Below are 15,370 nucleotides of genomic sequence, written 5' to 3'. Positions count from 1 at the left end.
GTAAAAATATTGCTCTCTCATCTTTGGACCAAATAATCTGTATTTTAAAAGACCAAATTAGATGCGCTTACCCTGCCAGCACTACTAATTTATCCTAAACTCCTTAGTTTTTTTCTAGGTATTTTATAGTATAGCGAGCGCTAACTAGGTAGGTGCAAACTCACATCTTACACCATTCTCAAGAACGGGCAAGATGCCTGTTCTACAAAAGATAAATTTTATTGTGGAACAGGCATCTTGCCTGTTCATAAAGCCTTATTGAGAATGGTGCAATATCTCAGTGCAAATAAACTTTACAATGTCACAGAATGTAAAGCTCTCATAACAAGAGCGATTGCTGCGTTAAGCTGCAAAGGTTCTCAGTGCTTGCTTTACAGATTTTTGAAATAGATGGAAACCTCAAATCGGAACGCAATTAAATTGTAGACTAAGTGTATTTCTCAGGTAAAATCGAGTCTAATCCTTTAATTGCTGAGGCATAGTCTCATGCCCATTCCCAAACTCACTAAAGCGACGATCGAGCTTCACACCTGTGCCCAATCCCTCAAGCGGGGTGAAGCTTACTATTTAGCTGGCAATGTTACTAGCGCAGTCCGGCGCGGCAATATGGTGCAAGCAGTAGTGGAGGGTTCCGAAGTAGAACCCTACCGTGTTACCCTGCCCTTTGATGATGCTGGATTAGCATCTACATTATTCTGCACTTGTGCTTACGAGAACGGTGGGTGGTGTAAACACATTGTTGCGACGCTGTTATTGTGTATGCGGCAACCAGAAATAATTGAGCAGCGCCCGACACTGGAACAATTGCTCGATCGCCTCAACGATGTACAAACCCAGCAATTAATACAGCATTTAGTAAAAAAAGAACCCTCACTCATTGATGCGATCGAACGATACATTAACTTAAGTGCTATTCCTGCACCTTCAAACCAACCTACAAAAGCACCCCGCCACACCTCCATCGATCCTGCTCCTTTTCGGCACCAAGTACGACGAATTTTGCGAGAGGCTGTGAGTTATTTCGAGAATGAATGGGAGGAAGAAGACCCGATTACAGAAGAACTTTTAGATGTAATTCAGCGAGCCCAGGAATTCAGCGCACAGGGCGATGGCAACAACGCTTTAGTAATTTTAGAAGCCATCACCACAGCCTGCGTTGAAGATTGGAATGATGTAGAAGACTTTTGCGCTGACAATTCTGAGATAGCTAACGCTTTGGATGAAGCTTGGACAGAAGCCATTTTGACGGCTCAACTAACTGCTGAAGAAGAGATCGATCTCCAGGTGATGTTAGAAGCTTGGCAAGATGAATGGGATTGTGATTTCAGCATGAGCTTGGAAGCTTTACGCCAAGGTTGGGACGACCCCCTACTCCAAGAGGTACTTGAAGGAAACATTACTGGGCAAGGAGTTTGGGCTGGTGACGCACCAGACTGTGCTCGCGACTTAACATTGATTCGCTTGCAAATCCTCGATCGCCAGGAACGCGATCGAGAATACTTATACTTAGCCGAAGCAGAAGGTTGTACTCAACAATACTTGACGATGTTAACTCGTTTGGGGAGAGTAGAAGAAGCAGTGGAAGCTGCTGCTACCCAGATGCAATCAGCGGAAGATGCTTTGGCTCTCGTTCAAACTTTAAAGCAACAGGGAGCCTTAGAACAAGCTCTGAAAATTTGTCAAGCTGGGTTAAATTTGTCAGGTCATTGCCATTACCAACTGGCAACATCGATGAGTGAGTTGGCTGTTGAGTTGGGCGAAGACGAACTTGCGTTAAATGCTAGAATCCAGATATTTAAAATCCAACCGTCTTTTAGCGATTATAGTTTAGTGAAGGAGTTAGCAAGAGATAGTTGGTCAACTTTGAAAGCAGATTTGTTAGCAACTCTGAAAACCAATGAAAGTTGGAAGTTTACTGACGCGAAGGTTTATATTTTTCTGCATGAAGGAATGATTGAAGATGCGATCGCCCTTGCTGATGGCTTGAGTTATTACCACTCAGCACTGATTCACCGAGTAATGGGGGCTGCTATCAGCCACAGCCCCGATTGGGTAATCGCCAATGCTTGTGGGCGTGCTGCATCGATTATGGATCAAGGGAAATCAAGCGAGTACAATCTTGCGATTAAGTGGTTGGAAAAAGCCCGCGCTGCCTATTTACACACTGGGCAAAATCTTCAGTGGTCTGCTTATCGTTCTCAACTGATGCAAGTACACAGTCGGAAGCGGAAGTTGATGGAAATGCTCAAAAGTCCCGATTTAGATTGAGCCTTAAGTTTACCGTAAACGCAAGTGAAAGCGACCCAACCCCGGATCGAATAAACCTTACTTAATTTTTGCTTTCGCGGCCCTAGATTCCACTGTGAATCCTGGAATATCTTGCAGTTCTGTTTCGCTCAAACTGTACTGTTCGCAAACCAAACTCAAACGAGTTCCGGTACTTTTAACGGCGTTGACAGAGTGAGTCAAATCTCCTTGAAAATAGATCAGCGAGTTGGCTTGTGGCTTAATCTGCCCGACTTGCTGTTTGTTGCGCCGCAGTATCAATTCTCCCCCTTGCAAGTTCGGCGGTACTTGTACGTACAAAACGCTGACGGCTGCAGGAGGTTCAACTGTTTTGCAGTACGATCGCAAAGATCGATCGATATGCGGATCGACGCGGGAACCTTCACCCAGCAACAAAGGGTTGAGGTAAAAAGCATTGCATTCAGGCTGTAATGCTTGGTCTAGATAGGGTTTGAACAAGGGAAACCGCCGTTCTACTTCGGCGATTTCCGCACGTTGAAACACTACGGAAAACCCTTTGGTGCCAATGAAATCGCGATTGAGGTTGTTGATTGCTAGATACGGGGAGGCTAGAATTGCTCCTCGCAAGTCGTTGAGGTAGTCGATCGAGAAAGCGTTAGGATGTTGGCTGTAGTATTTCAAGGCACTCAAAAATCATCAAAGTTTAAGGAAACAGCAGATAGAAATGCAGCAATCGCTCATACTTGGGATTGCTTCGTTCCGCGCAATGACATAATAATGTTTATTGTGTCCGCGTATTTAAGTTAAAGATTTTTCTTAACTGCGGGCGATCGCCCGGAAGTGTCGCAACCGACTAGCAACGGCAGAATATCAGTATACAGGCGATCGTTGTGGTGATTCGATTATATTTGCAATTCCATTATACATGATGCCGCTCAGGAGCCGATCGCCCATTTATTGTAACTTGTGGAATTGCAGAGACGGGCCTAATTTCCGCGATCGCATCCGGCCTCTGTTCTATCACCGATTTCTTGAGTTTGCTAGCTGGAAAACAGATCCGTGTTGGGGCTTTTTCGCAAACATCTTGCTCCAACAAGCAACCCGTGCATTAGGTCAAAATGCTGGGAGGGCGATCGACAATATCTAACTGGCGATAGAACTTTAATAAAGTTGACAAATAGAGGGCGAGCTCAAAAATACCACCAGTCGCAACAGTTACTAAGTAATTATTTCAGATTAAATTAATATTTTACAGGGTGGAAACAGCAAAGCTGCCAGCTAACATTAAAGAGTAAGTGAAAAACAACTCGCTCAAACAATATGGCAACAACATTGTACGATAAAATGGGTGGAGAATCAGCCATTAAAGAGATGGTGGATGATTTTTACCGCGATGTTTTGGCTGACGAGATAGTGAGCCATTTCTTCGATCATACAGATATGGAAAAGCAGCGCCACCATCAAACTGCTTTTATCTCTTATGCCCTCGGCGGTCCCCAGCAATACTCAGGTCGTTCTATGGAGAAAGCACACGCAGGTTTGAATTTACAGCCTGAACACTTTGATGCAATTGTGAAGCATTTGACCGATGCCATAATTGCCCACGGCGCGTCTCAAGAAGATCTCGATGAAGCGCTAGGTAAGATCGCGACTTTGAAAGAGGCTGTTTTGTACAAGTAATATCGAGTGAATGAAAGATTTTTGTTGCAGCCACTAGAATAGTGATAAAAGTGGAGATTTCGGAATTTTGCAGCGAAAGCTCCACTTTGTTGTTTGCCGCATATATATAATGAACCGGGAAGACGCGAAGGAAGAGAAGAGTTCACAATTGAGGCGAGCAGTCCTATAGTTATTTAATCGGTATCCCGTAGGAGTTGTGGGAAGCAATCGCGCGATAGATATAGTAGTGGATTTAAGTTATTTCTGGCATCTTGCACCGTTATCAAGAACAGGAAAGATGCCTGTTCCACAAAGACTAAATTTTCTTGTGTAGCAGGCATCTTGCCTGTCCATAAAGCCTGATTGAGAAGGGTGCAATGTGCCAGTTATTTTTGACTGGGTTTATTGATACTTGTTTGATTTTTTATAGTAGCTTATTCGGCTAGCCACGGTATTGCTGAAGTATATTTTACCGCATTTGTTAATTTACTTGAAATGCTGAGAAGTTATATTCCTCCTTTAGCTAGATGACGGTAGTTAAGTGCGAATTGCACGATCGGTTTACTAATTGCCAATTACCAATTACCAAATCGTATATGCCGCAATACTTCGGAAAACTTCAAAAAACCGAACAGCCTTGGTCAACAATCGGTTCGGTAGAATCCATAAATAAAACCGATCGCACCTTTCACTTTAATTGCGGCGAAACTTCCCTAAACCTCAGCATCCTCGCGCCGAATTTAATCAGAGTGCGAATGTCCCCGACAGGTGAATTCAAAAGCCGATCGCACTCAATAACTCTCGCTGACGAAGAGTGGGAAATTACACCATTTGAAGTGCGAGAAACAGACGAAAAAATAGAAATTGAAACAGCACAAATAACGATTTCAGTCAAGCGCGATCGCGCTTCCATCGAATGCTTTGACAAATCGGGAAAACCATTTGCTAGCGACTGCGATCCTAGTATGGGATGGCGCACCGGCGCAACCGCAGGCTGGAAACGCATCGAAGCAGCAGACGAACACTTCTACGGTTTTGGCGAACGCACCGGCTTTCTCGACAAACTCTCCGAAGTCAAGACAAACTGGACAATAGACGCGCTTGACTACAATTCCCTTAGCGATGAAATGTACCAGGCGATCCCATTTTACATCGCCCTGAATCCCGATCGCGCTTACGGCATCTTTTTCAACACTACATTTTGGAGTCAGTTCGACATCGGCGCCCAACAACCGGGAGTTTTGCGGATGGAAACCAGAGGCCCGGAACTCGATTACTACATCATTTACGGCCCGGAACCCGCCCAAATTCTCGCTACCTACACTCAGTTAACCGGCCGGATGCCGCTTCCGCCAAAATGGGCGCTGGGATACCACCAATGCCGCTGGAGCTACGACTCCGAGGACGTTGTGCGGGAGTTGGCGAAGCAATTTCGCGATCGCGCCATTCCCTGCGATGTCATCCACCTCGATATCGACTATATGAACGGCTACCGCGTTTTTACCTGGAGCCCGAAGCGTTTCCCCGATCCCGCGAAACTGATCGCAGACTTGAAAGCAGCCGGTTTTAAGGTTGTCACGATTGTCGATCCCGGTGTCAAGTACGAACCGGAAGGAGATTATGAAGTATTCGATCGGGGTGTGGAGAATGACTATTTCGTCCGCACCGCAGAGGGAAGGCTATTCCACGGTTACGTTTGGCCCGAAAAAGCGGTGTTTCCCGACTTCCTCCGGCCAGAGGTGCGCCAGTGGTGGGGCGAATTGCACCAAAACCTTACAGATATGGGCGTTGCGGGGATTTGGAACGACATGAACGAACCTTCGATCGCAGAACGGCCTTTTGGCGACGGCCACCAACACATCTGGTTTCCGCTGGATGCACCGCAAGGCCCGGAATCCGAGGGCGCAACCCACGCTGAAACGCACAATTTGTATGGGTTGATGATGGCGAAAGCTTGCTCGGAAGGGTTGCAAAAAGTGCGATCGGGCGAGCGATCTTTTGTGCTGACGCGATCGGGTTTTGCCGGCATTCAGCGTTACTCCTCGGTATGGATGGGCGACAATCAATCGCAGTGGGAATACTTAGAAATGTCGCTACCAATGCTTTGCAATATGGGGCTTTCCGGCGTGGCGTTTGTCGGTTGCGACATCGGCGGTTTTGCGGAGAATGCAACCGCTGAACTTTTCGCGCGGTGGATGCAGGTGGGAATGCTGTATCCCTTGATGCGCGGTCATTCGGCGATTAGTACGGCGCAGCACGAACCGTGGGTTTTTGGATCTCGCACTGAGAAGATTTGCCGCGAATACATGAATTTGCGCTATCAGTTGTTGCCTTATATTTACACGTTGTTTTGGGAAGCTGCAACGACGGGAAGACCGATTTTGCGACCGCTACTATATCACTTTCCGCGCGATCGGGCAACTTATCACCTTTACGATCAAGTATTACTCGGCCCGTCGCTGATGGCTGCACCCGTTTACCGGCCGGGCGTTGAGCATCGCGCTGTGTATTTGCCGGAGGGGACTTGGTACGATTGGTGGACGGGTGAATGCTATCACGGTCCGACGCACATTTTAGCTTATGCACCTTTGGAGAGAATGCCGCTTTACGTGCGGGGTGGGGGCATAATTGCGATCGCACCTGTGAAGCAATTTGTCAGCGAAGAACCGCTTGAGTCATTAAAAATGCGAATTTGGCCCGGAAGCGGTGAATGGACGCTTTATGAGGACGATGGACACAGTTTTGATCATGAAAAAGGTGTCTGGGCTACGACTAATTACAAGGTGTATTTTGAAGGGGAAAAAATCATCGTTGAAATTGCCGCGCGCGAGGGTCAATTTTTGATATCAGAACGCGAAGTTATTGTGGAAGTTGTTGGCGTTGGCGAACAGCGATTTACAGATGATGGTACGGTGCGGCGTTTGACATTTGGATAGTTTTGGCATAAAGCGGTTTATGCTATGGTGGGATTCATTCACGGCGATCGCTCTGGCAGAGTTTGATAGAGAGAGGGCGATCGTATCCCTCGATCGAGCGATCGACTGTGATTCCATTGTGGCTAGATAAAATTCATCACATCATTCTCTATTATGCTGCACCCAACAACGACCTCGATCCGACCGCCTATAGCTCCGCTCGTTTTTTATTACGCTTTCAATGGCGGGTGAGCTTAATCGTTAGGCTACGAGGTTAGTTGGTGAACAATTTGGTAATCGATCGCTCGTGAGGAATAGGTAATTGATTGTTAGTAACAGCCATTACCCATTCCTCATTTTAAACCCTAGCTGCCACCAATCCGAGCGACATCGCGAGCATTTTCTTCAAACGCAGCCGTCAGCGCATCATCACCGCTTAAACCCGATGCGATCGCCATAGTCCGGTATTGGCAAAGCCAAGGAATTACCCAAGTTGCTGAGGTGTATTTTTGCTGTCATACATTTGCAATTTTAACCCTCAGGTTTGTCTATTTTAACAGCTAGATATAGATCGCATAGCAGATTTAGTTTTGTAAATATTTTAGGGGCGATCGCCTTCGGACAATATCATGACTTTAGGTATGTCTGCACTTGTGGACGATCGCAAATAACTTCCAGGTAGCGTGGCAACTGCTACAATGTTTCCCAACAGATCGAAGAACTCAACGCTATAACCTGTTTCTAGTCCTTCATCGTCAATTTTTCCGGTAGTTTCAATCGGTTTTATATAATCCCTTCCCCTTTTAAAGATTCAAGTCTTGCCAGCCATTTGTTGAAGTGAGAGCATTTACTCCGAATTACTTGCAATCCAATTCGTTCAGCTAATTGTGGTCCAAAAGCAGATTTTGCTTTTCCGTAATCGGGAAATTGCGCGATGATACGCTTGCTAGGTGCTGTTTGCTGCCCATCGTTGATTAACTCAGGTGTTTGATATTCACTAGCAATATCTTGGAGAGCTTCAATCTCTTTTGTCCGTCCAGCATCAAGGTACTCAAAACAGGTTGGATCGGAAAAGAGATATGCCTCATATTCATGTAACTGAATGTAAGGAATGAATCGATGATCGCCAATATCCTCTGCAAAGCGTTGCTCTAAAAATTTAACTCGCTCTAGTGGATTTTGGCTTATACTCTCAGACTCAGCTAATCCCGGAAAATCAGGATGAATAGCATATAAATCAATCATAGTTGTGAAGAATACATCGGGCGCTTTCTCTTGCTTAAGAAATCGCATGATGTCCTCCTTCATCGGCACATACTTACGACCGCCACCTCGATGCACCTTACCCTTCTTTCTTGCATGAGCAATGAGTATGGGATTGTGCATAAACACTTCATATTGGGCTAAATGGGGTTTGATCGAAACGTCAGCGAATGTTTGCTCGGTTTGTCCTTCGGCAAATAGGTAAAGGCGCACCATTAATGGGGACCTCCCCCGAAAATATTTTTCTCCCAAACTTCTCCCAAGCTATACTCGTCGAGCCATGCGTCTAATTCTGTAGGATTTAACCTCTTAAATTGGGATTCCTTACCTTCTAGGTTCACCGCAATTACATCTTCAGGATCGAAATTATCCAAGAAAGAACTGGATTGGGTGCTAATGAGAATTTGGGTATGCAGTGCAGCCTTACTAAACAAAGCAGCAACCACATTTAAGGCATAGGGGTGAAGCCCTAATTCCGGCTCATCAACAACAATGAGTTCTGGCAGTTCATCTTCTGGCTGTAAGAGCAGCGTAGCAAGGCCTATGGCACGCAAAGTACCATCTGAAAATTGATGCGGTCCAAATACCTGATCGGACTCCTTGTGTCGCCAGTTGAGAATGACGCGATTAGATACATCTGGTTCAAGAACAAAATCATCGAAAAAAGGTGCAATAAGACGGATTGTTCCGATAATGCGCTGATAAGCTGCACCTCCATTCTCTTTACGAAATCTCAGAAGTAATGCAGGTAGATTTCCAGCATCCGGCATTAACCATCGATCGTTGCCAACATAAGAAGATTGACGCACATCTGCTCTAGGCGATGTGTCGTGAAAGTGATACACACGGCAACGATTGAGTAAGTATCTAAGCGTCTTAGCCGTTTGCTTGCCTTCCTCTGCGGCTTTGATGATTTGTGTTTCCTGATGTCCTGCACCGAGTTCGTCAGTTCTAGGGGCTACCCAACCTCTGTGCAGAAAACTTAAGGTTTCTTCGGCAAAAATCAGCGTATCACCAGCGGCATGAAATAGCCGTATGTGATAGGCATCTACCCCATTGTCAACCTCGAATTCCAGCTTTGCTTCTATCTGGGGCGTTATCTTAGGTCCAAAGTGTAAGAGAGATTGGGTACGCCCTGACGTGCCAATGTATTGTTGAAAGCGTCCAGCCATCATCTCATTGAGCATCTTGAAAAACGAGATAAGATTGCTCTTGCCTGCCCCATTTGCTCCAATCAGAATATTTAGGGAATGCAACTCAAGATCCATTGCCTTAATAGACTTAAATCCATTGAGGGTTAATCTTTGTAGCCTATTCAAAAGTCAGTCTCCTAAGTCTGTGAAGGTGTGTTTGCTTCTTATATTGATTAATAGAGGAATAGGCAGTTACTGCTGAGTAACAGCCATTACCCATTCCTCATGCTAAACCCTAGCTGCCGCCAATCCGGGCGACATCGCGAGCATTTTCTTCAAACGCAGCCGTCAGCGCATCATCACCGCTTAAACCCGATGCGATCGCCCTTTCAATAGCCTGCAACACCCGCTTATAATCCCTCGGCATCACCTTCACAAAAAGCGGCACCATCTCATCCCACGCAGCCAGAACCTTCGATGCCTTCGCACTTCCAGTCAAATCAAAGTGAGTCTGAATTAACTGCCGCAAATCGCTAATTTCCTCAACATCCTCCAATTTTTCCAAATCCACCATCGACATATTGCAGCGAGTAGCAAAATCCCCCGCCTCATCCAAAATGTAAGCAACACCGCCACTCATACCCGCTGCAAAATTGCGCCCGGTTGCGCCCAAAACTACAACTTTGCCGCCAGTCATGTACTCGCAACCGTGATCGCCCACACCTTCAACTACTGCGTTAACGCCGGAGTTACGCACCCCAAAACGTTCGCCCGCAATCCCTCGGATGAAAACCTCGCCGGATGTCGCGCCGTAAAGCACTACGTTACCGACAATGACGTTTTCTTCCGCGACAAAGGTAGAAGCTGGCGAGGGATACAAGATAATCTTGCCGCCGCTGAGCCCCTTGCCCAAATAGTCGTTAGCTTCGCCTTCGAGCTCCAGGGTGACTCCCTTGGGAACGAATGCGCCAAAGCTTTGCCCAGCGCTGCCTTGGAAGTGCAGGTGCACCGTGTCATCCGGCAAACCTTCCCAGTTGCGCTTGGTGATTTCGTTGCCGAGAATTGTGCCGACAACGCGGTTGACATTGGTAATCGGCAGCTTGGCGTGAACTTTTTCGCCGTTTTCGATCGCACCTTTGCACAAATCCAACAACACAGTCATATCCATCGACTTTTCCAAACCGTGATCCTGCGCCATCTGACAATAGCGCCCGACATCCGGCCCAACCTCCGGCTGATAAAGGATTTTCGAGAAATCCAAACCCTTAGCCTTCCAGTGTTCCACAGCTTGTTTCGCTTCCAAAACATCAGTCCGCCCCACCATTTCATTCAGCGTGCGGAAGCCCAACTGCGCCATAATTTCCCGGACTTCCTGCGCCACAAAGGTCATAAAGTTTACCGTGTGATCCGGGTCGCCGGTAAAGTTTTTCCGCAGCAGCGGGTCTTGGGTCGCCACGCCCACCGGGCAAGTGTTCTGGTGGCAAACGCGCATCATGATGCAGCCCAATGTCACCAGCGGCGCGGTCGCAAAACCGAATTCCTCAGCACCAAGCAAGGCAGCAATTGCTACATCGCGGCCGGTTTTCATTTGACCGTCAGTTTCCACAACAATCCGGCTGCGGAGATTGTTGAGTACCAAAGTCTGATGAGTTTCCGCCAGTCCCAATTCCCAAGGTAAACCGGCGTGTTTGATCGAAGTTTGCGGCGAAGCGCCGGTTCCGCCGTCGTAGCCGGAAATCAACACAACATCGGCGTGGGCTTTCGCAACCCCGGCGGCGATCGTCCCGACTCCAACTTCCGACACGAGTTTCACGCTAATCCGCGCTTCCCGGTTGGCATTTTTCAAGTCGTGAATCAATTCTGCCAAATCTTCGATCGAATAAATGTCGTGGTGAGGAGGAGGCGAAATCAATCCCACACCCGGAGTCGAGTTCCGCACCTTGGCAATCCAGGGGTATACTTTTTTACCCGGCAACTGTCCGCCTTCACCGGGTTTCGCGCCTTGCGCCATCTTGATTTGCAGTTCCCGCGCTTGGGAAAGGTACAAGCTGGTAACGCCGAAACGTCCGGAAGCAACTTGTTTGATCGCGCTGTTTTTCGAGTCGCCGCGATCGTTCGTCCAAGTGTAGCGATCGGGATCTTCGCCACCTTCACCGGTGTTCGATTTGCCACCAATGCGGTTCATCGCTACTGCTAGCGATTCGTGGGCTTCTTTAGAAATCGAACCGTAACTCATCGCCCCAGTTTTAAAGCGTTTGAGAATAGATTCGATCGGTTCAACTTCCTCAATCGGTATCAATTCCCGCTGCTTGAATTGCAACAAACCGCGCAAGGTAAAATGCTGCTGGTTTTGTTCATTAACCAGCCCAGAATACTGTTTGAAAAGCGTATAACTGCCCTCGCGCACCGACTTTTGCAGCGCGTGAATTGTCTGCGGGCTAAACAAATGCGCCTCGCCTTCTTTCCGCCACTGATATTCGCCGCCAACATCGAGAGTATGTCCGCTGGATGGGCGATCGGGGAAAGCGTGAGTATGGCGCAAAATTGCTTCTTGGGCGAGGACTTCGAGGCCTACGCCTTCAATCCGTGAGGCTGTCCAAGCAAAGTATTTATCGACTACGGATTTGTTTAAGCCGATCGCCTCAAAAATCTGCGCGCCGCGATAACTTTGAATTGTGGAAATCCCAATTTTCGAGGCAACTTTCGTCACACCTTTAGTTGCCGCTTTGACGTAGTTTTTGCAAGCTGTTTTGTACTCGACATTTAGCAGCAATCCTTCGCGGATCGAATCGGCGATCGTCTCAAAGGCCAAATACGGATTAATTGCGCCGCAACCATATCCAATAAGTGTCGCAAAGTGATGCACTTCCCTCGGTTCACCGGATTCGAGCACGAGTCCCGCCCGCGTGCGCGTACCTTTACGGATCAAGTGGTGGTGCAGGCCCGCAATTGCCAGCAACGCCGGAATTGGGGCTTTGTCTGGATTGACACCCCGATCGCTCAAAATCAGGATATTCACCCCGGAGGCGATCGCGCTGTCTGCTGCTGCAAACACCTCTTCTAAGGCTTGTTCTAGACCTTTCACACCGCTTTTGGGGTCAAACAAAATTGGCACGGTGATGGACTTGAAATTGCCCTCATTTACGTGTTGGAGCTTAGCTAATTCTTCATTGCTGAGAATTGGCGTTTTCAGTTCTATTAAATGACAGCTTTCCGGTTCTGGTTTGAGCAAATTGCGTTCAGCGCCGATCGTAGTTTCGGCAGAAGTTACAATTTCTTCGCGGATAGAATCAATAGGCGGATTGGTAACTTGAGCAAACAACTGCTGGAAGTATTCGTAAAGCAGTTTTGGGCGGTTGGAAAGCACCGCCAGCGGCGTATCCGCACCCATCGCGCCTACAGCTTCCACCCCATCTTTCGCCATCGGCGCTAACAGCAACCGCAGTTCTTCAAAGGTGTAGCCGAAAGCCATTTGCCGCTGGATCAATGTTTCGGGGTCGGATTCTGGCAATGCCGGCGCATCTTTCAGTTTGGCGATTTCGACCATGTGCTGGTCGATCCACTGGCGGTACGGGTGTTCTGTGGCGATTTTCTTCTTAATTTCTTCGTCAGAAACGATGCGGCCTTCCTCGGTATTTACCAGGAACATCCGCCCCGGTTGCAAGCGGCCTTTTGATACAATTCGTTCTGGGGCGATCGGCAAAACTCCGGCTTCCGATGCCATAATTACCAAGTCGTCTTTGGTAACGCAGTAACGGGAAGGGCGCAAACCGTTGCGATCGAGCACGGCCCCGATCGATGTACCATCGGTAAAGGCGATCGAAGCCGGGCCGTCCCAAGGTTCCATCAAGCAAGAATGGTATTCGTAGAAAGCTTTTTTCTCGTCACTCATCGACTCGTGGGCTGTCCAAGGTTCGGGAATCATCATCATTACGGCGTGCGGCAAAGAACGCCCGGCCAAAGTCAGCAATTCCAAAGCATTGTCAAAAATCGTCGAGTCGCTGCCTTCGATATTGATTAAATTGGGGATTTTCTTTAAGTCATCGCCGAATAGTTCCGACTCGAACAGCGATTGCCGCGCGTGCATCCAGTTAATGTTGCCGCGCATCGTGTTAATTTCGCCGTTGTGGGCGATGTAGCGGTAAGGGTGCGATCGTTCCCAACTCGGAAAAGTATTCGTGCTGAAGCGCGAGTGAACCAGGGCTAGAGCGCTTTCCATGTCGGGGTCATGCAAATCGGGATAGTAATCGCCGACTTGCACCGGCATTAACATACCCTTGTAGACGATCGTCCGGCACGAGAGTGTGGAATTGTACCAGTAGGGGTCTGTGTTAGTCCTGCGGATGGCATTGTGAGCGCGTTTGCGGATCACGTACAGTTTCCGCTCGAAAGCCGCCTCGTCAATACCTGCAGCCCGCCGGAGGAAGACTTGCTGCATGAAGGGTTCGCTAGATTTGGCGGTGTCGCCGAGGGACGAGTTGTCCGTGGGAACATCGCGCCAGCCGAGCACTTCCTGGCCTTCTTCGGCGGCGATTTCCTCAAAAATGCGTTTGCCGTTTTCGCGTTCAGTTTGATTTGGCGACGAGTAAATCGCGCCAACGCCGTACTCGCCGGCTTCGGGAAGTTCGATGTTTAGGCCCGCCGTTACTTTCTTGAGAAACTTGTGGGGTATCTGCATCAAAATCCCCGCCCCGTCTCCGGTGTTGGGTTCGCAGCCACACGCGCCTCGGTGGTCGAGGTTCAAGAGGATTGTCAGTGCCTGCTCGACAATTTCGTGGGATTTGTTACCCTTCATGTGTACGATGAATCCGACTCCGCAAGCGTCGTGCTCGAACTGCGGATCGTACAGACCTTGCTTTTGTGGCAGTCCGTTGCTGTTCATTTTGATGCTCCTGTCAAAGTGGCGAAAAGATGTTGATCTAGAGTAGAGGATGGGATGCCGATCGCTCTAGTATCATGTATTATATGTGGATCTACTCAATTGGGTAGATCCACCAAAAAATCCCAGCTTTTTATATCCGAGTAAAAAAATAGTTAAAGCCGATCACTTAACTATGGAACCGGGAGGTTAAAGATTTATGCTTAAAGACTCTTCTATTATTAGCGCGTCTCCTGAGATTATGGGCCCAAGCCCAGTATTTGCTTGTACTAGGGTTCCGGTACAAACACTTCTGGACTATCTGAAAGCAGGAGAATCTATTGATGATTTTTTAGATGGATTCCCAACAGTGACTAAAGAGCAAGTCATCGCCTTGCTGGAAGAGGCAGAAAAACAGCTTGTTGGCATGGTGGCCTAACGCATGAAGCTTGTTTTGGATGAGTGTATCGATCGCAAATTTGCCAGATAATTTGTTGACCATGAGATGAAAACGGTTCCACAAATGGGATGGGCAGGTGTAAAAAATAATCAACTTCTTGGCCTTGCAGAAGCAGAGTTTGATGTTTTCATAACAGTCGATCGCAACTTGTCCTTTCCACAGAATTTGCCACAGTTCGATATTGCGGTAATTGTTCTGCAAGCACCATCCAATCGATTGACCGATTTGAAGCCTTTAGCTCCAAAAGTTTTAGCTATTTTAGCTATGGCAACTAGAGGACAAGTTACGATTGTCAGTCCATAGCTTTAAGAAATACGCTCTATGCAATTTTTCTCAACCACTCAATCCTCGATCGTCCATCAACCCTATAATAACTTTATGGCGTTGTGAGTGCGGCTGTATCCTCAGCGTCTGGGTGATATCCTCTACCAGCATTTTGCCTTCTCATCCGCGATGAACCTTTCTGAAAAATTGCAACAAGTCGATCGACTCAAAGCCTAGTTGGATAGCTTTCGTCCGCTTTCTCCCACCCTGGTTGCAGAATTGAAAAAACTCTATGATATTCGGTTCACTTATCACTCCAATGCGATCGAGGGGAACACCTTAACGCAGTGCCAAACCGATTTTCTTAGAGAAACTAAAAAGCCCGCTGTGTTATATCATGTCCGGTCGATTAACCATGATTAAACTTTTGCCTCTGGCCACCAATAGAAATGAGTCAAACCACTGATTAAGTAGTCAAACAAAATTAATTACAAAAACAACTAATATGATATAATAAAAAATATCAAGTTGTGTTCAAAGAAGTTTTATATGTTTTTACTTCGAGATATCA

General features: G+C 47.4%; 9 protein-coding genes. 5 read left to right on the top strand and 4 right to left on the bottom strand.

Annotation, left to right across the window (positions count from 1 at the left end; translation table 11 throughout):
• Positions 1-486 precede the first annotated feature (486 nt).
• Positions 487-2,268 (top strand): SWIM zinc finger family protein, encoded by a 1,782-nt coding sequence (locus QUA04_RS25110; RefSeq protein WP_333262242.1) that lies wholly within the window; start codon positions 487-489, stop codon positions 2,266-2,268.
• A gap of 57 nt (positions 2,269-2,325) precedes the next feature.
• Here QUA04_RS25110 and QUA04_RS25105 read toward each other — a convergent pair whose 3' ends face one another.
• Entirely contained in the window at positions 2,326-2,937 is a 612-nt protein-coding gene (locus QUA04_RS25105) for a 2OG-Fe(II) oxygenase (RefSeq protein WP_333262240.1), read from the bottom strand.
• 630 nt (positions 2,938-3,567) lie between these two features.
• On the opposite strand from QUA04_RS25105, the gene QUA04_RS25100 reads away from it, so the two are divergent.
• Positions 3,568-3,927: a group 1 truncated hemoglobin gene (locus QUA04_RS25100; protein ID WP_333262238.1), complete on the top strand. Its 360-nt coding sequence runs from the start codon at positions 3,568-3,570 to the stop codon at positions 3,925-3,927.
• Positions 3,928-4,502: 575 nt separating this feature from the next.
• The gene (locus QUA04_RS25095; protein ID WP_333262235.1) at positions 4,503-6,842 is read left to right on the top strand and encodes a glycoside hydrolase family 31 protein; all 2,340 of its coding nucleotides are present in this window, start codon (positions 4,503-4,505) and stop codon (positions 6,840-6,842) included.
• Between the two features lie 762 nt (positions 6,843-7,604).
• Here the strand turns inward: QUA04_RS25095 and QUA04_RS25090 are convergent.
• From QUA04_RS25090 to gltB, 3 genes are all read right to left on the bottom strand, one after another.
• Complete coding sequence (locus QUA04_RS25090; protein WP_333262232.1) at positions 7,605-8,300, bottom strand: DUF4276 family protein; 696 nt, start codon at positions 8,298-8,300, stop codon at positions 7,605-7,607.
• Positions 8,300-9,403 (bottom strand): AAA family ATPase, encoded by a 1,104-nt coding sequence (locus QUA04_RS25085; RefSeq protein ID WP_333262229.1) that lies wholly within the window; start codon positions 9,401-9,403, stop codon positions 8,300-8,302. Before QUA04_RS25085 ends, QUA04_RS25090 begins: the two co-directional genes overlap by 1 nt.
• A 109-nt stretch (positions 9,404-9,512) precedes the next feature.
• On the bottom strand, positions 9,513-14,099 hold the full coding sequence (gene gltB, locus QUA04_RS25080) for a glutamate synthase large subunit (protein ID WP_333262226.1): 4,587 nt from the start codon (positions 14,097-14,099) through the stop codon (positions 9,513-9,515).
• A 196-nt stretch (positions 14,100-14,295) separates the two neighbouring features.
• On the opposite strand from gltB, the gene QUA04_RS25075 reads away from it, so the two are divergent.
• Positions 14,296-14,514: a DUF433 domain-containing protein gene (locus QUA04_RS25075; RefSeq protein ID WP_333262224.1), complete on the top strand. Its 219-nt coding sequence runs from the start codon at positions 14,296-14,298 to the stop codon at positions 14,512-14,514.
• 66 nt (positions 14,515-14,580) lie between these two features.
• Complete coding sequence (locus QUA04_RS25070; protein ID WP_333262221.1) at positions 14,581-14,838, top strand: hypothetical protein; 258 nt, start codon at positions 14,581-14,583, stop codon at positions 14,836-14,838.
• Positions 14,839-15,370: the final 532 nt, after the last annotated feature.

It is taken from the genome of Microcoleus sp. S13_C5 (assembly GCF_036700845.1).
Lineage (GTDB): Bacteria > Cyanobacteriota > Cyanobacteriia > Cyanobacteriales > Microcoleaceae > Microcoleus.
Note: the sequence above shows the minus strand (reverse complement) of the source record. Positions and strands in the feature narration are given on the sequence as shown.

Bases quoted from the DNA above. Each gene is read 5' to 3' on its own strand.
- QUA04_RS25110 (WP_333262242.1), top strand. From the start codon at position 487: ATGCCCATTCCCAAACTCACTAAAGCGACGATCGAGCTTCACACCTGT.
- QUA04_RS25100 (WP_333262238.1), top strand. From the start codon at position 3,568: ATGGCAACAACATTGTACGATAAAATGGGTGGAGAATCAGCCATTAAA.
- QUA04_RS25095 (WP_333262235.1), top strand. From the start codon at position 4,503: ATGCCGCAATACTTCGGAAAACTTCAAAAAACCGAACAGCCTTGGTCA.
- QUA04_RS25090 (WP_333262232.1), bottom strand. From the start codon at position 8,300: ATGGTGCGCCTTTACCTATTTGCCGAAGGACAAACCGAGCAAACATTC.
- gltB (WP_333262226.1), bottom strand. From the start codon at position 14,099: ATGAACAGCAACGGACTGCCACAAAAGCAAGGTCTGTACGATCCGCAG.
- QUA04_RS25075 (WP_333262224.1), top strand. From the start codon at position 14,296: ATGCTTAAAGACTCTTCTATTATTAGCGCGTCTCCTGAGATTATGGGC.
- QUA04_RS25070 (WP_333262221.1), top strand. From the start codon at position 14,581: ATGAAAACGGTTCCACAAATGGGATGGGCAGGTGTAAAAAATAATCAA.